The organism is Bradyrhizobium liaoningense, assembly GCF_018130785.1.
In the GTDB taxonomy this organism is placed as follows: domain Bacteria; phylum Pseudomonadota; class Alphaproteobacteria; order Rhizobiales; family Xanthobacteraceae; genus Bradyrhizobium; species Bradyrhizobium liaoningense_A.
The window spans coordinates 1-23,706 of sequence record NZ_JAFCJT010000011.1 but is presented as its reverse complement, the minus strand read 5'-3'; the positions used below and the strand labels follow the sequence as shown (position 1 = coordinate 23,706).

General features: G+C 64.3%; 25 protein-coding genes. 8 read left to right on the top strand and 17 right to left on the bottom strand.

Annotated features, from left to right (window positions below; genetic code table 11):
• Positions 1–87: 87 nt before the first annotated feature.
• Positions 88–1,197 (bottom strand): DUF937 domain-containing protein, encoded by a 1,110-nt coding sequence (locus JQ627_RS21805; protein WP_212486199.1) that lies wholly within the window; start codon positions 1,195–1,197, stop codon positions 88–90.
• Between the two features lie 424 nt (positions 1,198–1,621).
• On the opposite strand from JQ627_RS21805, the gene JQ627_RS21800 reads away from it, so the two are divergent.
• Complete coding sequence (locus tag JQ627_RS21800) at positions 1,622–1,915, top strand: DUF3551 domain-containing protein (protein ID WP_312015798.1); 294 nt, start codon at positions 1,622–1,624, stop codon at positions 1,913–1,915.
• A 29-nt stretch (positions 1,916–1,944) separates the two neighbouring features.
• Here JQ627_RS21800 and JQ627_RS21795 read toward each other — a convergent pair whose 3' ends face one another.
• The 4 genes from JQ627_RS21795 to JQ627_RS21780 all read right to left on the bottom strand — a co-directional run bounded on the left by JQ627_RS21795 (position 1,945) and on the right by JQ627_RS21780 (position 4,535).
• Entirely contained in the window at positions 1,945–2,271 is a 327-nt protein-coding gene (locus JQ627_RS21795) for a PilZ domain-containing protein (RefSeq protein WP_212486198.1), read from the bottom strand.
• 297 nt (positions 2,272–2,568) lie between these two features.
• Entirely contained in the window at positions 2,569–3,084 is a 516-nt protein-coding gene (locus tag JQ627_RS21790; RefSeq protein ID WP_212486197.1) for a GNAT family N-acetyltransferase, read from the bottom strand.
• Positions 3,085–3,210: 126 nt separating this feature from the next.
• Positions 3,211–3,459: a hypothetical protein gene (locus tag JQ627_RS21785; RefSeq protein WP_212486196.1), complete on the bottom strand. Its 249-nt coding sequence runs from the start codon at positions 3,457–3,459 to the stop codon at positions 3,211–3,213.
• A 116-nt stretch (positions 3,460–3,575) separates the two neighbouring features.
• Positions 3,576–4,535 (bottom strand): alpha/beta hydrolase, encoded by a 960-nt coding sequence (locus JQ627_RS21780; protein ID WP_212486195.1) that lies wholly within the window; start codon positions 4,533–4,535, stop codon positions 3,576–3,578.
• Positions 4,536–4,660: 125 nt separating this feature from the next.
• Between JQ627_RS21780 and JQ627_RS21775 the strand changes: the two genes are divergently transcribed.
• Positions 4,661–5,338 carry a nitroreductase gene (locus JQ627_RS21775; RefSeq protein ID WP_212486194.1) on the top strand — a complete coding sequence of 226 codons (678 nt, stop codon included), beginning with the start codon at positions 4,661–4,663 and terminating at the stop codon, positions 5,336–5,338.
• Between the two features lie 452 nt (positions 5,339–5,790).
• On the opposite strand, the gene JQ627_RS21770 is transcribed toward JQ627_RS21775, so the two are convergent.
• From JQ627_RS21770 to JQ627_RS21760, 3 genes are read right to left on the bottom strand one after another with little or no spacing between them, the layout of a single operon-like run.
• On the bottom strand, positions 5,791–6,912 hold the full coding sequence (locus JQ627_RS21770) for an HD-GYP domain-containing protein (RefSeq protein ID WP_212486193.1): 1,122 nt from the start codon (positions 6,910–6,912) through the stop codon (positions 5,791–5,793).
• 50 nt (positions 6,913–6,962) lie between these two features.
• Complete coding sequence (locus tag JQ627_RS21765) at positions 6,963–7,295, bottom strand: PilZ domain-containing protein (RefSeq protein WP_212486192.1); 333 nt, start codon at positions 7,293–7,295, stop codon at positions 6,963–6,965.
• Entirely contained in the window at positions 7,292–8,392 is a 1,101-nt protein-coding gene (locus JQ627_RS21760) for a DUF2336 domain-containing protein (RefSeq protein ID WP_212486191.1), read from the bottom strand. The genes JQ627_RS21765 and JQ627_RS21760 overlap by 4 nt, the downstream gene beginning before the upstream one ends.
• Positions 8,393–8,695: 303 nt before the next feature.
• Here JQ627_RS21760 and JQ627_RS21755 point away from each other — a divergent pair, with 303 nt between their 5' ends.
• The gene (locus JQ627_RS21755; RefSeq protein WP_212486190.1) at positions 8,696–9,643 is read left to right on the top strand and encodes an AraC family transcriptional regulator; all 948 of its coding nucleotides are present in this window, start codon (positions 8,696–8,698) and stop codon (positions 9,641–9,643) included.
• Positions 9,644–9,694: 51 nt separating this feature from the next.
• Positions 9,695–10,285 (top strand): NADPH-dependent FMN reductase, encoded by a 591-nt coding sequence (locus JQ627_RS21750; protein WP_212486189.1) that lies wholly within the window; start codon positions 9,695–9,697, stop codon positions 10,283–10,285.
• A 5-nt stretch (positions 10,286–10,290) separates the two neighbouring features.
• Here JQ627_RS21750 and JQ627_RS21745 read toward each other — a convergent pair whose 3' ends face one another.
• Together JQ627_RS21745 and JQ627_RS21740 are read right to left on the bottom strand one after the other, a co-directional pair.
• Positions 10,291–12,372 carry a methyl-accepting chemotaxis protein gene (locus JQ627_RS21745; protein ID WP_212486188.1) on the bottom strand — a complete coding sequence of 694 codons (2,082 nt, stop codon included), beginning with the start codon at positions 12,370–12,372 and terminating at the stop codon, positions 10,291–10,293.
• 135 nt (positions 12,373–12,507) lie between these two features.
• Complete coding sequence (locus JQ627_RS21740) at positions 12,508–12,948, bottom strand: DUF1810 domain-containing protein (protein WP_212486187.1); 441 nt, start codon at positions 12,946–12,948, stop codon at positions 12,508–12,510.
• Positions 12,949–13,138: 190 nt separating this feature from the next.
• Here JQ627_RS21740 and JQ627_RS21735 point away from each other — a divergent pair, with 190 nt between their 5' ends.
• The 3 genes from JQ627_RS21735 (at position 13,139) to JQ627_RS21725 (ending at position 15,960) form a co-directional block, all read left to right on the top strand.
• Positions 13,139–14,107: a DUF2778 domain-containing protein gene (locus JQ627_RS21735; RefSeq protein WP_212486367.1), complete on the top strand. Its 969-nt coding sequence runs from the start codon at positions 13,139–13,141 to the stop codon at positions 14,105–14,107.
• A gap of 64 nt (positions 14,108–14,171) precedes the next feature.
• Positions 14,172–14,429, top strand: a complete 258-nt coding sequence (locus tag JQ627_RS21730) for a hypothetical protein (protein ID WP_212486186.1) — start codon at positions 14,172–14,174, stop codon at positions 14,427–14,429.
• A 439-nt stretch (positions 14,430–14,868) separates the two neighbouring features.
• Entirely contained in the window at positions 14,869–15,960 is a 1,092-nt protein-coding gene (locus JQ627_RS21725) for a TRAP transporter substrate-binding protein (protein ID WP_212486185.1), read from the top strand.
• 230 nt (positions 15,961–16,190) lie between these two features.
• Here JQ627_RS21725 and JQ627_RS21720 read toward each other — a convergent pair whose 3' ends face one another.
• The 6 genes from JQ627_RS21720 to JQ627_RS21695 form a co-directional block, all read right to left on the bottom strand.
• Positions 16,191–16,973 (bottom strand): ABC transporter ATP-binding protein, encoded by a 783-nt coding sequence (locus JQ627_RS21720; RefSeq protein ID WP_212486184.1) that lies wholly within the window; start codon positions 16,971–16,973, stop codon positions 16,191–16,193.
• Positions 16,961–18,016, bottom strand: coding sequence for a dihydrodipicolinate synthase family protein (locus JQ627_RS21715; protein WP_212486183.1), 1,056 nt, complete (start codon positions 18,014–18,016; stop codon positions 16,961–16,963). The genes JQ627_RS21720 and JQ627_RS21715 overlap by 13 nt, the downstream gene beginning before the upstream one ends.
• Positions 18,017–18,022: 6 nt before the next feature.
• Positions 18,023–18,844, bottom strand: a complete 822-nt coding sequence (locus JQ627_RS21710; protein WP_212486182.1) for a GNAT family N-acetyltransferase — start codon at positions 18,842–18,844, stop codon at positions 18,023–18,025.
• Complete coding sequence (locus JQ627_RS21705) at positions 18,831–19,868, bottom strand: NAD(P)-dependent oxidoreductase (RefSeq protein WP_212486181.1); 1,038 nt, start codon at positions 19,866–19,868, stop codon at positions 18,831–18,833. Before JQ627_RS21705 ends, JQ627_RS21710 begins: the two co-directional genes overlap by 14 nt.
• A 15-nt stretch (positions 19,869–19,883) precedes the next feature.
• Entirely contained in the window at positions 19,884–20,654 is a 771-nt protein-coding gene (locus JQ627_RS21700) for an ABC transporter permease (protein ID WP_212486180.1), read from the bottom strand.
• A gap of 84 nt (positions 20,655–20,738) precedes the next feature.
• Positions 20,739–21,386: a TetR/AcrR family transcriptional regulator gene (locus tag JQ627_RS21695; protein WP_212486179.1), complete on the bottom strand. Its 648-nt coding sequence runs from the start codon at positions 21,384–21,386 to the stop codon at positions 20,739–20,741.
• Between the two features lie 100 nt (positions 21,387–21,486).
• On the opposite strand from JQ627_RS21695, the gene JQ627_RS21690 reads away from it, so the two are divergent.
• Positions 21,487–22,503: an ABC transporter substrate-binding protein gene (locus tag JQ627_RS21690; RefSeq protein WP_212486178.1), complete on the top strand. Its 1,017-nt coding sequence runs from the start codon at positions 21,487–21,489 to the stop codon at positions 22,501–22,503.
• A gap of 40 nt (positions 22,504–22,543) precedes the next feature.
• Here JQ627_RS21690 and panB read toward each other — a convergent pair whose 3' ends face one another.
• Positions 22,544–23,365: a 3-methyl-2-oxobutanoate hydroxymethyltransferase gene (gene panB, locus JQ627_RS21685; protein ID WP_212486177.1), complete on the bottom strand. Its 822-nt coding sequence runs from the start codon at positions 23,363–23,365 to the stop codon at positions 22,544–22,546.
• Positions 23,366–23,706: the final 341 nt, after the last annotated feature.

Below are 23,706 nucleotides of genomic sequence, written 5' to 3'. Positions count from 1 at the left end.
GGAGTCTTTTCCTTTCATCTTGCAGGACGGGAGGCTGCGAAGCACGTCCCGTCGCTGAAGTGTGGCGAGGTTCTTGCGTGTGACGTCTCAGACTTTCGCCAGCTCGTCGAGCTTGGCACGAAGATTGTCGATCACGGGCTTTGCGATCGTGCCGGCCGGCGTCGCCGAGATCTTGTTGCACATCTCATTGATTGCCGGCGCCGCCGCGACGATCAGCTTGGCAAGCGCGCGTCGAGATTCCGGAGAAAGCTTGGCCGCCCGCGCCGTGATGCCATCCAACTGTGCGATGGCGTCGTTGATCTTCGGCAGGGTGGCCTGCGCGCTGGCTTCATCGGTGATGGTTGGCAGTTGAGCCTTCAGCGTCCCAAGGGACGAATTGACCTGGTTCGCCAGATTCACTCCGTCAACGGTGAAATCCGCGGGCGCCATGCCCACAGTTCCGGCTGAAGGCCGCGTGACAGTTGTGCTCTGAGCGACCGTCTGCTCGGTCGGACGCTGAAGCGCATATATGGCAAGACCACCAAGGATAACCAGCGCGACGAGCCAATATGGCCATTGCGTCCGGGCGGCGGCCATGGCGGCCCGGCTCGCACCAGTGGCACCGGCAGCGCCGGCAAACTGGCTCCCTGTGGCGGCAGCCGTGGCCATTCCACTGCGCGCCTTGTCAATCAGGCCCACGGCGCTGAGTTGATCACTGAGGCCCGATGGAATCGCCGCCGTGATCTGATCTCGCTGCGAGCGAAGAAGCGATGCGAGTCCGTTTGCATCCATCCCGGCGTCACGCTGTTGCTGACCGAGCATGCCCATGACCAACGGGCCGACCACGGCGAGTAACGACTTGCCACCGCCGTCACCCGTTCCCGCGAATCTGCCGATTGCCTGGGCCATGGTGTCCGTGGTCCGGTCTCCCAGCAGTCCGGACAACATGCTCGAACCCGTCTGAGCCAGGCCGGGAACGCCGGAGTTGCGCAGCAGATCCATGGGATTGTTGCCTTGCTGTTGGGACAGCAGTTTTGACAGTTGATTGGCGCCAGCCGGGGTTCCGACCAGGTCCGACAGGCTGGCCAATATAGTCGGGATGGCCGCTACCGCGGCCTTCTGCGCAGCGCTTCGGTCCATGCCGAGAAAGGCGGCAATCTGCCCAATGATTTCAGGGGTCAGGAGTTGGTGTGCAGCTGAGATGAGATTGACGGCCATGGCGGTCTCTCCACTACGTTGCAGGTCTGTTGGTTGCCCCCTAATTTGCAAATCTGACGTGACAGACGTCGATGGTTCCGAACGTCGCCTATCGCAGAAGTTGAGATTGCATCGATCGTCCGACTCTTTGATCCAGATCAAAGGTCTCCGGTGAAGCTTCCCCCGGCGGGGATGAGGTCTAGGATGCTCTCACCTGATTTGCGAGCAATGCGGAAGGACCAGTGACATTGCAGCATGGCGGTCGCTGGGGCTTTCCGAGCAAGGCTCACGGCCACTTATCGGATGAGTTATAAGCGGGTTCAGAGGTGCCGACGCGGGTGTGACGGAATCGTTCGCCGCTCGACGAGCGAAGGCGCAGGACGAAAGTAGCGCCGCAAAGCGTCTCCCATCCTCACGCGCGCGGCGGTCGAACCGGAAAGCTTGGATGACCCATTTGGAGGAGGTGACGATGCGGATGCTTCGTTGGCTTATCCTAGGCAGTGCGGCGATCCTGGTGATCGCCTCGGCTACAGCTCAAACTTACGATCCCAGGAACCCCGTCTGCCTTCAGAGATGGGAGTGGGGTGGCAGCACCTATTTTGAATGCGCATATACATCATGGGATCAGTGCCGGGCGTCGGCCGCCGGACTTGCTGCGATGTGCGTGGAGAACCCCTACTGGCCGCGACCGCAGCCGAGGCCATCAGGCGACCGCTTGCGTTCACCGGCCCCATACTGATGCACCCGCCGAGGCGTCCGGCGTGGCGATCAAGTCGCGATCAAGTGGCGATCAAGTCGCACCACATTTGCGAGCGTGTCCGAATCGTTCGCCGCTTTCGGCGAGCGACGACGGAGGAGGAAGCAAACCCCGCACAGCGTCTGCTTTCTCCATGCGATGCGGCAGAAGAAGACTCCGGAATGGCCGTCGAACGACAACACGAATTCGTCGGCAAATATGTAGTACGGCGTGGAGATGCAGGCACCCAGGGCGTTGATATCGCGCACCAGGCATGGATGAGTCTCGCGAAGTTCACCAAACGATAGCCGCGCCGCCCGGTTGACCGGTATGCGCTTCATTGCACGACGTTCGATCATGGCGAGATGCTCCCAATGAAAGGTAACTTCCAATCGAACGATCGCAGTGATGGCGACCGCACCTGACGAAGTCACTTTTCCGGTCCCGCCGACATCCCGGAAAACGGCAATTCCGGCACGTTGATCTGCGCCGCTTGCCTTTAACAAGCAGCTTTGTTGTCTTATTAAAATTGGATCGGAGTTGGTGGTTAATTCGAAGGACTTGACGACGGCCTTGCAAGCGGACGTTCGTGCTCTCGACTTGTTCCGGCCATCCGGGGCGTACTCGCAAATTCGACGCGACGGCGATCTACGCCATCAACTTCTATCGATCATCCAGCGGTTTACCGCTTGGTGGAAGTTAAGAGGGCCCGGAACGGTCATGTGCGTCTTGACGTATGTGAAGCCCGCCTTTTGAAGCGTGCGGTTCGGAGCCACATTGAACGCATTGGGCTCACAGAAGAGTTGCTTCAACCCTAGAACCTGGAAATAGAGTTCGACGGTCTTTCGGACACACTCTACGCCAATCCCCTGCTTACGCAGCGAGGGGTCCGTGACGTGTAGATGCATGTTTGCCTGCTGGCCGATGCGGATCTTGTCGGCTGTCGAGAACCCCAAGACCTTATCGTCGGAGAGCCAGCTTACCAAAAAGCCGTTTCGTTGCTCGACAGGCCGGTCGAACATTTGCTCATAAAGTCGCTGCCATTGCAGCGCCGGTGGTAGTCGTGTTGGGTCGACCCCGAGCATTTCCAGGTGCTCTGGCGTCGCTGCGTGGAAATACTCAATGATCAGTGCAGTTTCCTGCAGAGTCATCGGCCGAACGGTGATGGCCACTGGGCAACCCCTACGGTCGGTGGGCGCTTCAAAAACAGCAATTTGGAAATAACGTGGATGCCCGGGACAGGGCCGGGCATGACGAAGTTGCAGAGTGTCCGTGCAGCAGTGGCGAACCAGCAGCGATCAGGCGCCGACTTCGCACTTCTTCATGAAGCTGTTCTTGGCGGCACCGGCGAGCGGCTTGCCGTCGGCGCTGACGGCCTTGGGCGCGCAGGCGTCGGCCTTGCACTTCTTCATGAACGAGGTCTTGGCGGCGCCGGCGAGCGGCTTGCCGTCCTTGCCGACCGCCTTGCTCTCGCATGTGTCCTCCGCGAGGGCCGAGCCTGCCGCAAAGGTGGCGACGATCGCTGCGAGAAAAATCCGCTTCATCATGGGTGTCTCCCTAGGACAAAATGACCGAGCGGATTGGAGCCGCGAATCGTGGCGCAATCAAGCAGGATCGATGCGCGCCGCGACCGGCATCGCGGATTTTTCCATTCATCTGCGGTTCAGATTCCGCGCGCGAGCAGTGTCTTGAAATCGGCCCGTGCGCGCTGCGCCTCGGCCTTTGCGGCCGCGGAAGCATCGCCGAGGCCGAAATAGCCATGGATCAGGCCGGGGCCCTCATGGTGCTTCACGCGGACACCGGCGGCTTCCAGTGCCCCTGCATAGGCCGCGCCCTCGTCGCGCAAGGGATCGAACCAGGCGGTGGTCACGATTGCCGGCGCGACGCCGGCGAGCTCCGCGCGCAACGGGGAGACGCGCCAGTCGCCGGCGTGAGCGGGGTCGGCCAGGTAGTGGCCGCAAAACCATTCCATCACGGCGCGGGAGAGGAAATAGCCCTCGGCATTCTCGGCGCGCGACGGAAAGCGCGCGTTCTCGCGCACGTCAGCGTAGCCGCCTACGACGTCGGTCACGGGATAGACCAGCAATTGCGCCGCGAGCGTGATGCCGGCGTCGCGGCAGGCGATTGCGGTGGCGGCTGCAAGATTGCCGCCGGCGCTGTCGCCGGCAACGCCGAGACGCTTTGCATCGCCGCCAAATTCCGCGACGCGGTTGAAGATGTCACTTGTGGCAGCGAAGGCGTCCTCGAAGGCGCCGGGAAAGCGCGTTTCCGGTGGGCGCCGATAATCGACGGAGACGACGACCGCACCGGTTTCGATCGCGAGGTTGCGCGCCTGCCGGTCATGGGTCTCGAGATCGCCCGCGACCCAGCCGCCGCCGTGGAAGAACACCACGGTTGGCGCGGACGCGGTGCCGACCCGATAGACACGCGCGTCGAGCGGGCCTGCACCGCCCTTGACCTTGATCTCCGCAACGGCATCGACGGGCGGCGGCGGCACGGCCGCGCGCGAGGCAGCCAGTGCGCGCAAGGCATCGCGGGCGCTCTGTGGCGTCATCGTGGTGGGATCGCGCAGCGGCAGCAGCGGAATGATCTGGGCGATGACGGGATCGAGCGGGGCAGCCATGATGGGTCCTCACGGGGTTCTTGGTCTTGCTTGCGGGTTAGCATAGATTTCGCGCGCGGCATCGGCAACCGCTCACGCGTTACAATCGCGATGCCGGCAGAATGAACGGGCAGGGAGATCTTGAGGTGGAATTCGAAACGCTGGTCCAGTCGCGCCGCAGCGTGCGCGGCTTCAGGAACGAGCCGGTGCCGCGTGCGGTGATCGAGGCGATCATCGAGAGTGCCAAGCGCGCGCCGTCGTCGATGAACACCCAGCCCTGGCATGTCCATGTGCTCACGGGCAACCCGCTCGAAGAAGTGCGCCGCCGCAACATGGAAGAGATGGTCGGCGGCGCCAAGGTCAAACGCGACATCATCAGCCACGGCGAATACCAGGGCATTCATCGCACGCGCCAGGTCGACATCGCCAAGAAGCTGTTCGGCGCGATGGGGATTGAACGCGACGACAAGCCGATGCGGCAGGACTGGGTGCTGCGCGGCTTCCGCCAGTTCGACGCGCCGGTCTCGCTAGTCTTGACCTATGATCGCGTGCTCGATCCTGGCGCGGTCTGTCATTTCGATCTCGGCGCGCTCTGCTACGGCATCGTGCTCGCGGCCTGGGACCGCGGTCTCGGTTCGGTGATCAACGGGCAGGGCATCATGCGCTCCGACATCGTGCGCGAGGTCGCAAAGATTCCGGAAGACGAGGTCATCATGACCTGTGTCGCGATGGGTTATCCCGACGACAGCTTCGCCGCCAACGCCGTTCGCTCCGATCGCGAGGGCAACGACGATTTCGTGCGTTATGTCGGCTTTGCCGACTAGCGCGAGAAGTCGCTGATGCGCACAGCCGGCTGACGTTGCGAGCCGACTAACGCGCAGAGCCGGCTGAGGCGGCGGAAAGGAGATTATTCCCTCGTCGAAATTTTTGGTGCCGAGCCGTTGGTGGCCTCTTGCAATCTCGATCGCGCGGGAGGAACAATACGCGCAGTGAAAGGTTTGTTGCTGGCGCGAGGGAATCGACATGCGGCGGCTGGCTAGCCTGATTCGACGGTTCTTCGGTCCGCGACCGCGGTATCCGATTGATGATGATCCAAATCTTCCCTTCACACCCGATGAGCTCGGCAAGCTGATCCGGAGTGGCAGACGCGAGGACATGAAGCTGCTTGCGGATGGACTGGCCTCCCGGTCGATTCCGCACCGCGCCAAATACCGGGCCACGCACTAAGCGCGGTTCATGACGAGGTCCTCGCTGCGGGATCGCTCCGCCCACGCGGTCATCGCGTGAGCGCAACCTCTTTGAACGAGGTTACGAGGGCCTTCTCCAGCTTTCCGGTCATCCCGCAAAGAATGTTGTAGGCCTCGGTGCGCGGCATCATCGGCTTGTAGTGCCGGTGTTCGATCAGCGCTGCGAAGATGTCCGAGATCGTCAGAATGCGGACGATGTCGTTGATGCTCTCGCCGCACAGCCCGTCGGGATAACCGCTCCCGTCGAGATATTCGTGGTGATGCCGCACGGCGTCGAGGATCTCAGGCGAGATTCTCTCGTGATCCTTCAGGAACTCGTAACCCGCCGCCGGATGCATCTCGATCATGGCGCGTTCGTCGGCGTCGAGGCGGCCGGGCTTGTCCAGGATCGCAAGCGGAATCTGCGCCTTGCCGATGTCGTGGAACATGGCTGCGGAATACAGCCGCTCGAGATCGGTTCGCCCGACGCCGAGGCTCAGTCCGAAGTCGATCGCCACGCCGGTCACGAGCAGGCAATGCTGGTAGGTTCCCTCATGGTGACGCCGCACCGTGGCAAGCCATTCGGACAGGCCGTGCTCGGTGATGCGGTCGGCGATCCTGCGGCCCGCTTCCTTCGTGCCGTCGACGTCGAGGGGCTCACCGAGCGTGACGGCGGTGAACATCGAAGCGATGGCGGTTGCCGCGGTTTCAACGGCGTCGTCCGGTTGCGGTGCGTCACTCGAGGCAGCAGAGGCAAGCTCGGCCGGATCAGCCAGCGCTGCCAGCAGCTTGATCTTGTTGATAGCCCCGGGAAGAACGAGGGTGGCGCCGAGCGCGTAGGCCTGCGAGATGCCGACGTGAGATGAGTGCTCGACGAGGAAGATGCGCTTCGTGGCTTTCGCCAGCTTGCCGGCGCGCTTCTTGATGGCCGCGATGTTGCCGACGTCACGCAGCTCTGCGCGAACCACGACCGCGAATGGCACTTGTGACAGCCTGGCTTCCGCATCGAGTCGTTCGCCGGCGACGGTAAACTGCCGTTCGAGGGCCGAGCAGACGCCCGCCAATTTGTCGGAGGAATCGGCCAGCACATGCACAAACGGGCGAGCCGCTTCCGTCTCTCGGGTGCCGCCGTCCCTTTTGACGGGGCTGGATATGGTTCGGGCATTCTGCACGGCGAGCCGGGACTATAATGAAACTGAATGAGGTCGATGAATTCTGGAGCCTATTTGCTTGGAGTGGCGTTCTGCGCGGCGGCCGCTTTTGCACTCGCCGGCTTCTTCTTGCCGTCCGCGGTGATGAAGTGCACGCCGGCCATGGTGCCGTCGATCCACACCAGTTCGCACCGCCGGTAGGCAAGACCCGTCGATGACAGCAGCATGAAGAATTCCTTGGCCTGGAGCACGTCGAGCGTACCTTCGACCTCGATCTTGGCGCCGCTTTGCGACACGTCGAGCAGGAAGCAACTGCGTCGCCAGGTGCCGTCGGAGCCCATCAGATTGACGGCCTGCTTGTGATCCATCCGTACGCGAAGCGCCTTGCGACCGTCGAACCTCATCGGTTAACCCCCATTTTTGTGCCGCGAGGATCGCCTGGGTTGGCACTCGCTGCAATTTCCCCCCAGCGCACTGTCCATTGGCTGGTCGACAAGAGAAGCGTTTCGAATATGTGCTGCGCCCGCTCGCGTTCTACGAAGGAGAGACGTGCACAGCCGCGATTGCTCAGGATCGCGAGCGTGGTTGCCCAGTTCAGCCGCGACGCCCGGCAGGCCATGACGAGGCCCTCGCAATCGTCATCGGTCATGACGTGCTCCACGATCTCGATCGGAGCGCCTGAGAGCACCGACAGTGCCGTGAACAGATTGGCGGTCTCGCCGCGGATCGCGAAACGGTTCACCGTGGAATCGTTGAGCTTGCCGACGCGGCTGAGCGCGACGATCTCCGGCCTCGCGCTTGCATAGTCGGCCGGGCATGGCGGCCCGGGCGGAGCCGGCGCTGCCCGTTGTACGGGCGGAATGGCGGATGCGATGGGCTTGGCCGGCGCCTTCGGGGCCGGCGCGACGGAGAGCAGCTTCCGCACAACCTGGTCGGGCGTGCCGGGCCGCAGCACCAGCGCCTTCGCAATCTCGCCGTCCTGATCGGCCTTGGCGATCAGCGCGGCGTAAGCCGCCTCGGAGAACCGGGTTCCCGGGTTCTTGATCAGCGCGAGGCAGATCGGGCCGCCGCGTTTGATCAGCGCCTCGGTCACTTCAGGCTCGATCGAGTTGCGAGCAGCGATCGTGCGTTGATGCCGCTCGCCGCACGACGCAGCGACCACCGCGAGATCGGTGGCTGAGAGTGCCAGCGATTTGAGCAGGACGGGACAGGCCACGTCCGGGTCATCGTGCGCGGCGAGACGCCGTAAGGTCTCTGGCGGGGCCACGTCAAGCTCGGCAAGCGCGGTGCTGAGTTGAATCAGGGCGCTGGCCTCGACGCGTTCCGTCAATCGCAGCAGAACGCCGTCAACCACACCGGCGAGCAATTCCTGGGGCCGGTCGCGGTGACCAGTGAGCAACTGCACAATACCGGAGAGGATGCGTGCGCAGCGGTCCGGCGGGCACGTCGCGACCGCCACTTCCAGTTCAACCAGAATATCAGCAGGCAAAGTTGCCATCATGGCAGGGGCCTGTACTCAAATAAATGCGCGACTATCCAATGACCTCCATTGCGCCTCAGAGGCGTTAATTTGAAATTTAGAGCTTGATCGGCCGGGTATTAATGCACCGCCGACCGCGCTGGAAACGCTATCGAAATTCGGCGAGGCTTGATGCGGCGGCTTGTCCTTTGAACGGGACCCTCGCCAACTGAACCAGACGAGCTAGGATGATTCTTTCGGTCGAACGGGACAACCGAAAGGGGGAAACTCGGACCGGCATTGTCGCCGGACGCGCGTTGTTGCGACGCGAAGTTTCACATTGCCATGAACAGTATTAATGACTCGCCCGGATTGGCGCCCAAGGTATTTCGCTTCTCCGACGTCGATGAATTTCGAAATGCCATACGAGGCCTGAATTTCGAGTTCACGCCCTTCGTACGGAGGATTTCGGCCGAGCAGACCATTCTGTCGCTGCCCGGTTGCGACGTGAATTTCACGCGGGCGTTTCCCCGCGTCGTCGACGCGCAGCTCGTCGAGAATTGCACCGCCATCGGATTCACGATGGACGAGCTCAACGTGCCCATCCGCTTCAACGGCTCGCAGCGGGCCCGACCGGTCATCGTCATCGGCAGCGGCGGCGCTGCCTACACCACCATCGAGGAGGTGCAGCGGCAAATTGCCTCGGTGATGTTCAGGCCGGAGGTGACGGATCGCGGCTGGCCGCACGCGACATCCAGCTTCAAGATATTTGAAACGACGGTTGCGGGCCTGAACCGGCTGCGCAGCCTGGTTCGGGAGGTGCTGGCTGCCGCGTCGGAGCCGATCGGAGCCGCGGACGTGCCGCTGAAGGCCGCAGCCATGAAGGAGTCCCTGCTTGGCGCCGTCGACGACGCGTTCGAAAGCGTCGTTCCCGCGCGATGGACCCTGCGTCCCAATGACGAGCGGAACTTCAGGATCTTCCGGGAGATCCGCGCGCTTCTGTCCGACGACCTCTCGCAGCCGATCTACAGCGAGGAGATTGCGCGCAAGCTCAACCTGTCCGTCCGCACCCTGCACGACGTCGTCCGCCGCTATCGCGGCATGAGCCTGCATCGCTATTTGCGCCTGCGCCGCTTGTGGCTCGTGCGCCAGCGCCTGCTCGCCGGTGCCGACAGCGTCAAGGCCGTCGCACTGGCGTTCGGCTTCTGGCACCTCAGTGACTTCTCCAGAAGCTATCGCGACCAGTTCGGCGAGACGCCGTCGCAAACACTGGAGTTGGGGCGAAAACGATAGCGCGGCAAATCGGTTGGGGCCGTTCCGCCGTTTCGTGCTAGCGTGCCGGCCATGAGCAATCGCATCCTCGTCTTCTATGGTTCCTACCGTTCCGACCGCATGGGCGTCCGCCTTGCGAATTTCGTCATCGATCGCCTGCGTCAGCGCGGCGAGGAGGTCGAGTTCATCGACGCCAAGGCGATCGGCCTGCCGATGCTCGACCGCATGTACAAGGAATATCCCAAGGGGGCGGCACCCGAGGCGCTCGAAAAGCTGGCGGGGCAGATCCGCGGCGCCGACGGTTTTGTCTTCGTCACCGGCGAATACAATTGGGGCATCCAGCCCGGCCTGAAGAACCTCACCGATCACTTCCTGGAAGAGTGGTTCTGGCGCCCGGCCGCGATCGTGAGCTATTCGGCCGGCCGATTGTCCGGAGCACGCGCCTCGACCGCCTGGCATGGCACGCTGTCGGAGATGGGCATGGTCGTGGTGTCGAGCACCATCGGCGTCGGACCGATCGCGCAGACGCTGTCGGCCGAGAATGAGCCGATCGGCGAGGGCGGCAAGGCCCTGGAGCGCTCGTTCCCGCGCTTTGCCGACGACCTGCTGTGGTGGATCGAAGCCGCCAAGGCCCAGCGGGCGCGCAAGGCGCCGCCGTACTAGGTTGACTAGGCGGCCCTGACCTCGCCGAGGAAGCGGTCGAACTGGCCGGCGAGGTCGCGCGACTGGGTCGAGAGCTGCTCGGCTGCGCCCAGCACTTCCCGGGCCGCGGCACCGGTGTCGTCGGCGGCGCGCTGCACGCCCGTGATGTTGGTGTTGACCTCCTGGGTGCCGCGGGCGGCTTCCTGGACGCTGCGGGAGATCTCCCGGGTCGCCGAGCCCTGTTCCTCGATCGCAGCCGCAATCGCGGTGCCGATCTGGTCGATCTCGGCGATGACGTCGGCGACGTTGCGGATCGCGGCGACGGTCTCGTCGCTGGCGGACTGGATCGCGGTGATCTGCTCGGAGATTTCGGTGGTGGCCTTGGCGGTCTGGCCGGCCAGCGACTTCACCTCGGATGCGACGACCGCAAAGCCACGGCCGGCGTCGCCGGCGCGGGCGGCCTCGATCGTGGCGTTGAGGGCGAGAAGATTGGTTTGCTCGGCAATGCTCTGGATCAGCGTGACGACGTCGCCGATCTTCTGCGCGCCCTCGGCGAGCGCACGCGCGGTGTCGCCGGTGCGGCGGGCGTTGTCGACGGCGCGGGCCGCGATCTCGGTGCTTTGTGCCACCTGACGGCCGATCTCGGAGATCGAGGAGGTCAGCTCTTCGGTCGCGCTTGCGACCGTCTGCACGTTGGTCGAGGTCTGCTGCGAGGCGGCGGCGACGACCGCGGCCTGGCTGTTGGTCTGCGCCGCGGTCGAGGTCATCGACTGCGCCGTGCTTTCCATGGTGGACGAAGCGCGGGACAGGCCGCCGACCAGTTCGCTGACCTTGGCCTCGAACGCGCGGGTGAGCCCGTCGAGCGCCTGGGCGCGGCGCATCTTGCCGTCGTTCTCGGCCTGCTTCTCGGCCGCGAGCCGGTCGGCGCGGATCATGTTGTCCTTGAACACCTGGACGGCGGAAGCCATCGCGCCGATCTCGTCGGAGCGCTCGGCGCCGGGGATCTCTTCCGCAACCTCGCCGTCGGCAAGGCGCGACATCCGCGTCGTCAGGCTGACGATCGGGCCGCAGACGCGGCGGCGGACCATCACGATGAGGCCGGCGCTGGCGATCAGCACAGCGAGGAGGCCGACGAGTGCGATCGTGAAGCTGGTGCGCGCGGCGGAGGAGGCGCCGGCGAGGATCTGCTCGGCGTTGTCGTAGAGCGCGTCGCGGACGCCGATGATCGAGCCGAGCCCCTTTTGTGACGCCGCGTAATAGGTCTCGACGTCGTGCTCATACTTGCCGGTGACGGCGCCGTCCTTGACGAGCTTGAGCTCGCGACCGAACTCCTCGACATAGCGCGCATTCATCGTCTCGAGCGCGGTGCCGACATTGGCCGGGGTCGCGGGATTGCCACGCAATTCCATCAGCGACATCACGATCTGGTCGTTGCGGCCCTGCATGCGGGCCACGTCGGCTTTCTCGGCATCGGTGGCCACCTTCTTGCCGCCGACGAGGTTCTTGTGCACGCTGGCATTGAGGCCGCCGATGTCGCGCAGCGTCATGGCGATATTGGCATTGTTGGCCTGGCGGTAGGCATCGCCGTTGAGGATCGCCATGCGGCGCACCTGCTCGTTGAGCAGCGCGGTGATGCCGGCGTTGAGCACGGCGTTGTCGGCGACGACCTTCTTGGCCGCGTCCTTGCGGGCGTCCGCCGGTCCCGCGATCGCCTTGTCGATGGCTTCGCGCAGCGCTGTGAACTTCGAATTGATGGCGTCGATGTTGCCGCCGATGGTGTTACCGTCGTCGAACGGGCCGGGCAGCTCCTTGCGCAGCGCATTCATCCTGTCGCGGGCGCCGTCGGTCTGCTTGCGCAGCTTGTCGTGCTCGGTGAGCTGCGCCGGATCGACGGTCGCGGGCCCGTAGAGGATGTTGGTGGCGAAGCCGCGCTCGGGATTGAGATAGCGCGGGATGTCGCTCGCCGCGCGGACGATCGCGAGCCGGCCTTGCGCTTCGGCGATCCTGTCCATCGTCTGGTACTTCGTTACGGCGACGTAGACGGCGAGACCGCCGCCGACGGTCGAGAGCGAGACGATGGCGGTGGTCAGGAGCGTACCGATTTTCATGTTCTGTCCGGCAATTGGCGCGGGGAAGAAAAATTATTCTGCGCAAACGATAGGCAGCCGGTGTTAATCCGGGGTTTACGCTGCCGGGCGCCATGCCCCGCCGGCATGCGTCCATTCGTCGAGACGAAGATCGCGCTAGCGCGTCGGCCGATCGAGCCTGGCGAGAATCTCCAGCGTGGCGCCGTCGCGCTCGCCTGCGAAATACCGGGCGAGCGCCTGATCGAACACGGGCTCGTCGGACACCGCGCCGAACAGCGTCATCGACGAACGGAATTTGGCGTCATCGGGCGCGCCGAGGATGGCGTTGATGGTTCGTCCCTCGACGGCGAGCACGAGGGTGGTGCATTCAATGAGTCGCGGGCCAAGCACGGGGTGGGCGAGGTAGGCTCGGGCCTCCGCGCGCGAGCCGATGGCATAGCGCTGCGACATGGCGCTGAAACCGAGGCCCGAGATTTGTGGGAAGACGAACCACATCCAGTGGCTCTGCTTCCGGCCCCGGGTCAGCTCCCCCCGGATGTCGCGAAAAACCGGGTCCTGGGCCCGGACGAAGCGCTCTAGATCGAAAGGATTGGTCATTCGGGTATCCTGGGATGCCTCGGCGGCCGCGATTATGCCTAACTTTTGGCTCCCAATGTGGTAGCTGGTATAGAGTCTCCGGGTGGGGGTTGGGCCCCCCGGGGGTCGATTTGGGGATCTGATGGTTTCCGACCGCGCAAGCGCCGAGAGGCTGTTGTCGCGCCGCCGTATTGGGCGAGCGGAGACGATACTGCTGTCTTTGGCCGCAGTCGCGCTGGCATTGGGCGCCGCTGCCTGGGTCGCTGACCTCGGCGATTCGACCCCGCTGGTCACCGCCTCACTGCCGCCCGCCACCGCACTGCCGCCGGCCAATAGCCCTTCGTTTGACGACCGTTTCGCTTCGGCATCCAGCAACACGCCCGCCCGTGAGCTTGGCCTGCGGGCGATGGAGCGCTCCGCCTTGAGTGCGGTCCAGCTCAAGCTGCGCGATGCCAAGGCGATGCTGGCCCAGAAACTCCAGGGCGACGAGTGGCGCTCGACCCTGACCGATGATGACCGGCACGTGGTTGACGAGACCAAGCCCTCGCAGCGCGCCGATGCCGTTCCGATGCCGCGCTCGCGCCCGGCGCAGGCGGACTTCTCCGCCCAGATCGCTTCCAGCCAGGCCTATGCCGAGACCACCCCCAAGGTCGACAACCGCAACTTCTTCGAGAAGTTTACGGCCAAGATCAAGCTGGCCTCGCTGACGCCGGACAGCGGCCTGTTCGCCAAGGCGCCGGATCTCGCCGCCCTCGGCTACGATTCGCGCACGGCGGTCTATGACATCAAGGCCAAGGCACTTTACCTGCCGAGCGGCGTCGCGCTGGAAGCGCATTCGGGCATGGGCGCGATGATGGACGACCCGGCGCATGTCGACCAGCGGATGGTGGGTGCGACCCCGCCCGCGACCTACGATCTGAAGCCGCGTGAAAAGCTGTTCCACGGCATCCGCGCGCTGCGCCTGACGCCGACCGAGGGCACCAGCGCGCTTGGCCGCGTCGGGCTTCTCACCCACAGCTACATGCTCGGACCGCGCGGCGACTCCAACGGCTGCGTCTCGATCAAGGACTATGATCGTTTCCTCAAGGCCTGGGACAATGGCGAGTTCAACCGCCTGGTCGTGGTGCCGAGCCTGAGTGGATCGGCGATAGCCGCGCAACGCGCCAGCACCGACTCCTGATATTTGCCGAACGGCGGGGCTGCCGTTTTCCCTTCGTTAAGCCGTCATCCTCCAGAAGCAGCCCATGACTGATACCCAGAGTTCCGAGACCCCGCTGCGTACGACGTTCAAGATCAAGCTGAATGGCGACACGCTGGCGATTGCGACCGTCGGCCAGGCCTATCAATTCCTCACCAACTTCAAATCGGTCGAGTGGATGGAATTCCGCTCGCTCCATGAAGACGCGATCGCGGCGCTCGAAGGCGCCGCCGACAACGCCATGCTCGTGGTGCAGGCGACCAACGCCGTGCGCGCGCTGTTCGTGAGTGCGAAGCTGCTCTGAGCAGGGCAATCCTCCTTTCCAACCGCGTCGAACCCACGCCTGTGCGCCTGCGACCAAGGCCAGGCGCGTTTCGCGCCGAGGGACAGGATCGCATGGACATCGCAGAATTCATTGCAGGCGTCGATCGCGCCGGTACGAAGCAGCCGACGCCCGCAGGGTTCGGCGATTTCATTGCCGGCCTGTACGAGGAGGCCGCGGCCGCGTGAGGCGCGCATTCAAGGAATTGCAGCGGGCGCTGTCGATCGTCCTCCAGGGCGCCTGAGGAGTTGCCGGCAAGGCCTTGGCTTGGTGCGCTGTTTCGGCGTCGATGGCCGCGGCGCCATGTGTTCTCACAGCTTGAACTCTGCCTCGGGAACAGGCAAACGGTCCGGGAAGACCGTGGCCCAAGACCGACCAAAGGCCATCCATTTCAAGCCTTGATTTAGGGAGAGACCCCAACATGAAACGTCGTACATTCCTCAAGGGCGGCGCGGTCGCCGGCGCGACGACGCTGGTTGCCGCACCCGCGATCGCGCAAAGCACGCCGGAGATCAAATGGCGCCTGACCTCGAGCTTCCCGAAGTCGCTCGACACCATCTACGGCACCGCGCAGACCTTTGCGAAATACGTCGCTGAGGCCACCGACAACAAATTCCAGATCCAGACCTTTGCGGCCGGCGAGCTCGTTCCCGGCCTCCAGGCGCTCGATGCCGTCAGCGTCGCCTCCGTCGAGATGGCGCAGACGCCGCTCTATTTCTACATCGGCAAGGAGCCGGCGCTGGCCTACGCGACCGGCGCGCCGTTCGGCATGAACCACCGCCACCAGGAATCCTGGTGGCATTTCGGCGGCGGCGCCGACCTCGCCAACGAGGCACTGAAACCCTTCAAGACGCACGCCATTCTCTGCGGCAATTCCGGCACCCAGATGGGCGGCTGGTTCCGCAAGGAAATCAAGACCGTCGACGATCTGAAGGGCCTCAAATTCCGCATCGCCGGCATGGGCGGCCATGTGCTGGCCAGGCTCGGCATCGTGCCGCAGCAGCTCGCCGGCGGCGACGTCTATGCGGCGCTGGAGAAGGGCTCGATCGACGCCGCCGAGTTCGTGGGTCCCTATGACGACGAGAAGCTCGGCTTCCAGAAGGTCGCCAAGTACTATTACTTCCCCGGCTGGTGGGAAGGCGGCGCGATGCTGCACATGATCGTCAATGACGAGAAGTGGGCGAGCTTGCCGAAACAGTACCAGGCGATCGTCAACCAGGCCGCCTCCGCGGCCGGCGCCTGGATGCTCGAAAAGTACGACAGCGTGAATCCGGCGGCTTTGAAGCGGCTGATCGCCAACGGCGCGGAGCTGAAGGCGTTCCCGCAGCCGGTGATGGAAGCCTGCTACAACGCGACCCAGGACCACCTGAACGAGCTCGCCGCCAAGAGCGACCTGTTCAAGCGCACCAAGGAAAGCCACGACGCCTATATGAAGGAGCTGCTGTTCTACACGCAGATCGCGGAAAACTTCTACGACAACTATCTGCTCAGCAAGATGCGCAACAAGACCTGATTGTCGTCGTCATTCCGGGGCGCGCCGCCTGGCGCGAACCCGGAATCCATTTTACTACGCGTAGTGCCGCCCGATGGATTCCGGGCTCGCGACTTCGTCGCGTCCCGGAATGACAGTCTCGTAGGGTGGGCAAAGGCGCGCTTGCGCCGTGCCCACGACTGCCCCGCGTTTCGTAAAATTGGTGGGCACGCTTCGCTTTGCCCACCCTACGGCACCTGTCGTTTGGCGTCTTACGCCGCGCCCAGACCCAGCTTCGCATAGATCCGCCGCGCATAGGCGCCGAACGCGTCCGTCGTCTTGAGCGGAAGGTCGCGCGGGAAGGGCAGGTCGATCGGGAAGTAGTCGGCCATCTTGGCCGGTCCCGCCGTCAGCACGGCGCAGTGCGAGGACAGGAACACGGCTTCCTGGATCGAGTGCGTGACGAAGATGATGGTCTTGCCGCTCTCGCGCCAGATCCGCAGCATCTCCAGATTCATCTGCTCGCGCGTCAGTGCGTCCAGCGCCCCGAACGGCTCGTCCATCAGGATCAGTTTTGGATCGTGAATGAAGGCCCGCGCGATCGCGGTGCGTTGCTGCATGCCGCCTGAGAGCTCTCGCGGATATTTCTGCTCGTAGCCGGCGAGCCCGACCAGGTTGAGCAGGTCGCGCGCCCGCTCGCGCGCGGCCTTCATCGGCAGGCCGACGATCTCGGCCGGCAACAGCACGTTGTCCAGGATGGTACGCCACTTCAGCAGCAAGGCCTGCTGGAACACCATGCCGATGTCGCGGGTCGGATCGAACGGGCTTTTGGCATTGCCGATTCTGACCGTGCCGCCGTCCGCGCCGTGCAGGCCGGCCAAGATCTTCATCACCGTGGTCTTGCCGCAGCCGGACGGGCCGACCAGCGAGACGAGCTCACCTTCCTGCACGTCCATCGTGACGTCGGACACCGCGAGAAATTCGGCGCCGCCGCTGCGATAGACCTTTCGGACGCCGCTCAGGCTGATGAAGGGTTTTGAGCTCATGCCAGCCATTTGCTGAGGTTGTCGGCGACGAAGCCATCATCGCTGAGGTCGGAGTGCTCGCGACAGACGCGGTCGATCTCGTCCTTCTGGCCCGGGCTCAGGCCCTCGTTGGGATCGAGGCACCACAGACCTTTCATCAGGCCCTGACGCCGCAGCACGTCATGGCAGCCGGCGATGCAGCCGTGAAAATTGTTGGCGACATCGAAGAAGGCGCTGTTGCAGTCGGTGACGCGGGCGTCGAGCGCCAGCAGATCGGCCGGCACGCTGTCCTTGTGCCGCGCCGCCTTGCAGCGCTCGAACTGTTTTATGGCGCTCGCCGTCCAGACCGACCAGTGGCCGAGCAGGCCGCCTTTGAAATAGGTGCGCGTCGTGACGCCGTTGTCGCGCAGGTCGAACGGCAGCATGAGGTCAAGCAGGATGTGATCGTCATTGCCGGTGTAGAGCGCGACGCGGTCGAGCGCGCCGGCGGCCGCGACGCCGCGCAGCACGTCGAGTGTCCGGTAGCGGTTGAAGGGCGCGATCTTGATCGCGATGACGTTGTCGATCGAAGCAAAACGCTGCCAGAAGCGGGTGGACAGGATGACGCCGCCGACGGCCGGCTGGAGGTAGAAGCCGACCAGCGGGATCTCGGCGGCGACCGCCGTGCAATGCGCAATGATCTCATCCTCGGAGGCGTTCTTCATCGCAGCAAGGCTGAGGAGCCCTGCGTGATAACCGATATCGCGCGCGGTGCGGGCTTCAGTGGCCGCCTGCTGCGTTGGGCCGGCAAGGCCCGCGACCATCGCCAGCGGACGTTTGGTCCAGTTCGCAGCGGTCTCGGCGGCGAGCTCGAGCACGGGACGGTAGAGGCCGACGTCGCGGATCGCGAACTGCGTGGTGTGCACGCCGACGGCAAGGCCGCCTGAGCCGGCATCGATGTAATAGCGCGTCAGGGCGCGCTGATGTCTTTCGTCGAGCCGGCGCTCGGCGGTGAGTGCGAGGGGGTGCGCTGGCAGCACGGTGCCCTCGGCAATCAGCTTGCGGATGTCGCTGTTGATCTGGCTGTGGTGCATGATGTCCTATCCGAATTCAGGGCCGGCGACGGCGAACGGCGTTTCCTCGGCAGCAGGAGTGGCGGGGCCGAACCGCATGCGCTGGAACGGCCGCTCGATGGTCCAGCCTGAGGCGGTCAATCCTTCCAGGAACGCAGCTTGCGACGCGACGGCGTCGATCAGCAGCGGTCGCTCCTGCGATTGCGCGACCGCATTGACCAAGGCCAGCGCGGCGGCGGCGTGATCGGCAAACACCGGGCCGATATGGCGCGCGGTTCGGCCGTCCCGCACCAGTGCGATGGCGCCGTTGGCAGAGACGATTCGCGAGCCCGGGCGCTGCGCGAAGGCCGAGAGGAGGGCGGTCCGGTCGAGACCGGTGGCGCGGCGGTCGCGCGCGCGAAGCGCCTCGAGCGTCGCGGATGAAGGTGGCCGCGTGGCCATTTGAGCAGATTTCACCAGCTTCAGCCGGCGCAATTGCAGCGTCGGCGTGAAGCCGAGCGGGCCATAGACGGCGACGCCGTCGGGCGTGGCGTCGAGCCAGCTCGTCAGGCCGTTCTTGCGCGCAGTCTCCAGGCAGGCGTCGACGAGGCGTGTTGCAAGGCCGCGGCGGCGGTGGGTTGCCGACACCAGCACCATGCTGATCCAGGCGTTGTTGCCGGAGTAGGGCAGCAGAGCGGCTGTTGCGACCAGTCGCGCGCCGTCGCGGATGCCGAACACGACGCCGTCGTGCAGGAAGACGCGCCAGTCCTCTTCGGTCTGGTTCCAGTGAGCTTCCGTCGAGAGCGCGAGTCCTGCGATCGCATCCTCGACGCCGAGCTTGAGGACGGGCGGACCGTCAGTAGCGTCCATCGCGCACCTCGTATTTGGTGGGCTTGCCGTGGCTCGGCATGGAACGCGAGACCCAATCCGCGGTCCAGGCGATTAGCTGCTCGGTGTCGACCACCGGCAGGCCGAACAGCTCGACGGATTTGGACGTGTCGGTGAGCCACGCTGTCGGTTCTTCCTTGCCCGTCAGCACCGGCGCGCGGCCGAAGCGCGCGCCGAACTTTTGCGCGAGATCGCGCACCGCCAAAATCTCGTGGCCGCTGACGTTGATCGGCGAGGTCGGCGCGGTGCAATGCGCCAGGCACCGCAGTGCCTGAGCGGAGGCATCGCCCTGCCAGATGAAGTTGACATGACCGATGCTGACGTCGATCGGCACGCCCGTGAGCACTTTCGTGGCGATGTCGTGCAGCACGCCATAGCGCATGTCGATCGCGTAATTGAGCCGGAACAGCCGGCCCGGCGTCGAAAACTTGCGCGAGAAATACTCGAACATGCGCTCGCGGCCGACGCAGGACTGGGCGTATTCGCCGGGCGGGTTCGGCGCCATCTCCTCGGTCGAGCCTTTGCCGCCGACGGGCACGAACGGATAGATGCAGCCGGTCGAGAACGCCACGATCCGCGACGACGGGAAGGCCTGTGCGACCAGCGCCGGTACATGCGCGTTCATCGCCCAGGTCAGCGACAGGTCGCCCTCGGCGCCGAATTTTCGGCCGGCCATGAAAATGATGTTGGGCGCCTTCGGCAGCGCATGAATCGCGGTCTCGTCCATCAGGTCGCAATTGATGGTCTCGACGCCGCGCGCGTGCAGCCAGTCCTTCACGCTCGCGTCGCTGAAGCGGGCGACGCCGATCACGCGGCGATCCGGCGCGGCGGCTTTCGCGAGCCCCGCCAGCGTCGGGCCCATCTTGCCGGCGACGCCGAGGATCATGATGTCGCCCTCGACCCTGGCGAGGTCGTCGATCAGCGCTTGCGTCGGCCGGCACAGCAGATCGTCGAGCGCGGCGATATCGGGAATAGTCTTCGGCAGCGTCTGGCGAGTGAGCAGCATGGGGCGGTCCTTCAGTTAAGTCTGCCTTGCATCGCCGACCACGAACATGCGTTCGAGGGCGAGCACCAGGCCGTAGAGCGCGACGCCGAGCAGTGTCAGCAGCACCACGGCCATCACCATCGCGGGCGTGTCGAGCGACGACTGGACCTGGATCATGAGGTAGCCGAGCCCGCGCTCGGAGGCGATGAACTCGCCGACGATGGCGCCGGCGACCGCGAGGATGGCGCCGACCTTCATGCCGGAGAACACGTAAGGCAGCGATCCCGGCAACTGGATCTTGCGGAACAGCGTCCAGCGCGAGCCGCGCAGCGATTTGACGAGATCGAGCAGGTCCGGCTCGACCTCGCGCAGGCCCCGCGCGGTGGTCAGCAGGATCGGGAAGAAGCAGATGCTGAAGGCGATCAGGATGTTCGGCACGATGCCGTAGGAGAACCAGACGATGAAGAGCGGGCCGAGTGCGACCTTCGGGATCATGTTCAGCGTCACGAACAACGGCAGCAGCACGAGGCTCAGCAGCGGCGCCCAGCTGAAGATCACGGCCAGCGCGACGCCGACGAAGGCGCCGAGCGCAAAGCCGCCGAGGATCTCGATGGCCGTCACCAGCGTGTTGGCGCCCCAGGCATAGCTCGCGGTTCCCAGCGTCTGGATTGTCGCGAGCGGGGAGGGCAGGATGAATTTCGGCACGTGGAAGGCGTCGACCGCGAGCTGCCAGAGCACGAGCACGGCGAGGTGCACGATCAGGATGACCGCAATGCTGCGCGAGGCGCGTGCGCCGTCTCCTGTCACCGGTTGCTCCCTGTTGCCAGCAGCCACCTTGCCGCTGGGGCTGAGCCTAACCGGCCTTGCGGAAAGTTTCAACCAATTGGTTGATTACGGCCGGAGCGAATGCAGCACGAGATCGGCGACGTGCCGGCGGCGAGCGCGCTTTGCTGCCCGGCTCGACAGGTCCTTGCCGAAGATCGCCGACAGTGTCGGCGTGTTGGAGAGATAGAAATAGCTGAGGCCCGCGATCGAGATATAGAGCTGGATCGGGTCGATCCCCTTGCGGAACACGCCGGCGCGGACGCCCTCGTGGAGGATGTGGGATACGCTCTTCACCAGCGGCGAATGCATTGCCTCCAGCCGCGTCGAGCCGCGGACGTGGCGCGCGCCGCCGCGGTTCTCGTCGTTCAGAAGCACGATGAAATCGGGGTTCGTGGCGAGGTAATCGAATGAGGCCTCGATCAGCTTCCGGATCGCCTTTTCCGGCGGCAGGCCTTCGAGGTTGAGCTGGCGCTCCTGCTCGCGGATATCGGCGTAAACCCATTCGAGCACAGCGAGATAAAGCGCATCCTTGTCGCCGAAGTAGTGGTAGACGAGCTGCTTGTTGACGCCGGCGCGCTCGGCGATCTCGTCGACGCGGGCGCCCGCAAAGCCGTGCCTGGCAAATTCCAGGCGCGCCGCGGTGAGCAGCTTCTTGCGGGTGGCGACGGGATCGCGCCGCTGCGGCACGGTGTCGCCTGAACGTTTTGCGGGCATTTCCAACCAGACAGTTGACAAGTCGAGGGCGGGCTTGTTGCATTGGTATCCTCACATGGGGAGAGCGACAAGCCGGGTCGCGGCAATGAGGAGAGATGCGATGAAGCGTTTGCAGGCGGCGGGCTCGACCCTGGCTTTGGCCCTGATGTTCGGTATGCCGGCGGTGCCGGCGAGCGCGGGGGAGGCGGTCAATCTGATCCTGAACTGGACGCCGACGGCCGACCATTCGCCGTTCTATTACGCCAAGGCGCAGGGCTGGTTTGAGAAGGCGGGCATCGACCTGACCATCGAGGTCGGCAAGGGCTCCGGCGTCTCCGCCGCCAAGGTCGGCTCCGGCGGCTCGCCCTTCGGCATCGCCGATCTCGCCACCATGCTGGTCGCGAAGAGCAAGGGCGCCGACGACGTCGCCTTGATGAGCATCTACGCCAACACCGGCCAGACCTTCTACTGGCTCAAGAGCTACGGCGTGAATGGCGTCAAGGATTTCCCGAACCACAAGATCGGCAATCCGCCAGGCGATGCCTCGCGCGTGATGTGGCCAGCCTTTGCGAAGGCCGCGGGCATCGCGCCTGATGCCGTCAGCTTCGTCAATATCGGGCCGACCGCGAAGATCGCGGGGCTGAAGAGCCATACCGTCGACATCATCAGCGACTTCTACAACGAGCACGATCTGAAGGTGATCGAGTTCGGACAGGATCTCGGCTACGTCAACTGGAAGGACATCGGGCTCAACCCCTACGGCAATTCGCTGATCGTCAACGGCGCCTATCTCCAGAAGAACCCGAAACTCGTCGAGGAGTTCGTGCGCATCTCGCAGAAGGCCTTTGCGGCCTGCGTCGCCGACGTCACGCCATGCCTGAAGGCGCTGCTCGACCAGGTCTCCGGTCTCGACCAGGCGAACCAGGAACGCCAGTGGGAGCGCATCAAGTATCTGATGACGGACGAGTTCACCACCACCAAGAGTCTCGGCTGGATCGATGGCGAGCGGATGAAGAAGGACTACGAACTGGTCCAGACCTATCTCGGCATGGAGAAGCCGTTCGACGTCTCGACGGCGTTCACGACCAAGATGCTGGATCCCGCCGTCAAGATGGATGCGAGCAAGGTGAAGAAGTAGGGGGCGGCGCGAGCGGTGCCTGACCGCTTGCTGCGCATCGTCAACGCTTCTTCATCTCGTAGACGTGTTCAGGCCCGGGAAAGGCGCGTGACCGCACGTCGGCAGCATAGCCTTCGATCGCGGCTTCGATGGCCGGACCGAGATTGCCGTACCGCCGGACGAATTTCGGGGTTCGTGGCGACAGCCCGAGCATGTCCTCGAGCACGAGCACCTGACCGTCGCAGGCAGCGCTCGCACCGATGCCGATCGTGGGGATCGCAATCGTCTCCGTAATCTTGCGCGCCAACGGTTCGGCCACGGCTTCGACGACGACCGAGAATGCACCGGCATCGGCGACGGCCTTCGCATCGTCCTCGATCGGGCCCCAGTCCATCTCGTTGCGCCCTTGGGCGCGAAACGAACCGAGCGTGTTGATGGATTGCGGCGTGAGGCCGATATGACCCATCACCGGAATGCCGCGCCCGGACAGGAATGCAATCGTCTCCGCCATGCGAACGCCGCCCTCAAGCTTCACCGCGCCGCACTGCGTTTCCTTCATGATCCGTACCGCAGAGTTGAACGCCTGCTCCCTGGAGCCTTCATACGATCCGAAGGGCATATCGACCACGACCAGCGCCTGCCTGGATCCCCGCATCACCGCGGCGCCCTGGAGGATCATCATGTCGAGCGTAACAGGCACCGTCGTCTCGAAGCCGTGCATGACGTTGCCAAGGGAATCGCCGACCAGAATGACGTCGCAATGCAGATCCACCAGCGCTGCCGTATGCGCGTGATAGGATGTCAGCATGACGATCGGCTCGCCTTGCTTGCGTGCCCGGATGTCCGGCGCGGTCTTGCGCCTGATGGAAGACTGAATTGACATGATCGGCTCCGTCCACGGGGGAGGCGGATCGAAACCAGATGTCACCACCGTGTCAATCCGGATGGTCGGTCCCGCGATCAAAATGGACGCGAGCAAAGGTGAAGGAGGGGCGGGGCGCAGGCAGTTGGCACTCATCCGTCACCGTCACCCTGAGGTGGCCGCTTCTTCAGCGGCCGTCGAAGGGCGACGGCCCGGGTGCAGCTCGGTCGTGCATCCTTCGAGGCTCCCTGTAGGTCGCTGCGCACGCCCTATGGGGAGCGCCTTAGCGACTGTGTTCTTCGTCAAGCGGGTTGCCATTGTTTTTGGTCCCTGAGCATGGCGTTGAGGATGGTGAGGACTTT

Coding starts and splice junctions, on each gene's coding strand:
- JQ627_RS21755 (WP_212486190.1), top strand. CDS start 8,696: ATGAACAGTATTAATGACTCGCCCGGATTGGCGCCCAAGGTATTTCGC.
- JQ627_RS21760 (WP_212486191.1), bottom strand. CDS start 8,392: ATGATGGCAACTTTGCCTGCTGATATTCTGGTTGAACTGGAAGTGGCG.
- JQ627_RS21765 (WP_212486192.1), bottom strand. CDS start 7,295: ATGAGGTTCGACGGTCGCAAGGCGCTTCGCGTACGGATGGATCACAAG.
- JQ627_RS21780 (WP_212486195.1), bottom strand. CDS start 4,535: ATGGCTGCCCCGCTCGATCCCGTCATCGCCCAGATCATTCCGCTGCTG.
- JQ627_RS21730 (WP_212486186.1), top strand. CDS start 14,172: ATGACTGATACCCAGAGTTCCGAGACCCCGCTGCGTACGACGTTCAAG.
- JQ627_RS21750 (WP_212486189.1), top strand. CDS start 9,695: ATGAGCAATCGCATCCTCGTCTTCTATGGTTCCTACCGTTCCGACCGC.
- JQ627_RS21795 (WP_212486198.1), bottom strand. CDS start 2,271: ATGATCGAACGTCGTGCAATGAAGCGCATACCGGTCAACCGGGCGGCG.
- JQ627_RS21715 (WP_212486183.1), bottom strand. CDS start 18,016: ATGCACCACAGCCAGATCAACAGCGACATCCGCAAGCTGATTGCCGAG.
- JQ627_RS21740 (WP_212486187.1), bottom strand. CDS start 12,948: ATGACCAATCCTTTCGATCTAGAGCGCTTCGTCCGGGCCCAGGACCCG.
- JQ627_RS21710 (WP_212486182.1), bottom strand. CDS start 18,844: ATGGACGCTACTGACGGTCCGCCCGTCCTCAAGCTCGGCGTCGAGGAT.
- JQ627_RS21800 (WP_312015798.1), top strand. CDS start 1,622: ATGACCCATTTGGAGGAGGTGACGATGCGGATGCTTCGTTGGCTTATC.
- JQ627_RS21705 (WP_212486181.1), bottom strand. CDS start 19,868: ATGCTGCTCACTCGCCAGACGCTGCCGAAGACTATTCCCGATATCGCC.
- JQ627_RS21725 (WP_212486185.1), top strand. CDS start 14,869: ATGAAACGTCGTACATTCCTCAAGGGCGGCGCGGTCGCCGGCGCGACG.
- JQ627_RS21690 (WP_212486178.1), top strand. CDS start 21,487: ATGAAGCGTTTGCAGGCGGCGGGCTCGACCCTGGCTTTGGCCCTGATG.
- JQ627_RS21805 (WP_212486199.1), bottom strand. CDS start 1,197: ATGGCCGTCAATCTCATCTCAGCTGCACACCAACTCCTGACCCCTGAA.
- JQ627_RS21785 (WP_212486196.1), bottom strand. CDS start 3,459: ATGATGAAGCGGATTTTTCTCGCAGCGATCGTCGCCACCTTTGCGGCA.
- panB (WP_212486177.1), bottom strand. CDS start 23,365: ATGTCAATTCAGTCTTCCATCAGGCGCAAGACCGCGCCGGACATCCGG.
- JQ627_RS21720 (WP_212486184.1), bottom strand. CDS start 16,973: ATGGCTGGCATGAGCTCAAAACCCTTCATCAGCCTGAGCGGCGTCCGA.
- JQ627_RS21695 (WP_212486179.1), bottom strand. CDS start 21,386: ATGCCCGCAAAACGTTCAGGCGACACCGTGCCGCAGCGGCGCGATCCC.
- JQ627_RS21745 (WP_212486188.1), bottom strand. CDS start 12,372: ATGAAAATCGGTACGCTCCTGACCACCGCCATCGTCTCGCTCTCGACC.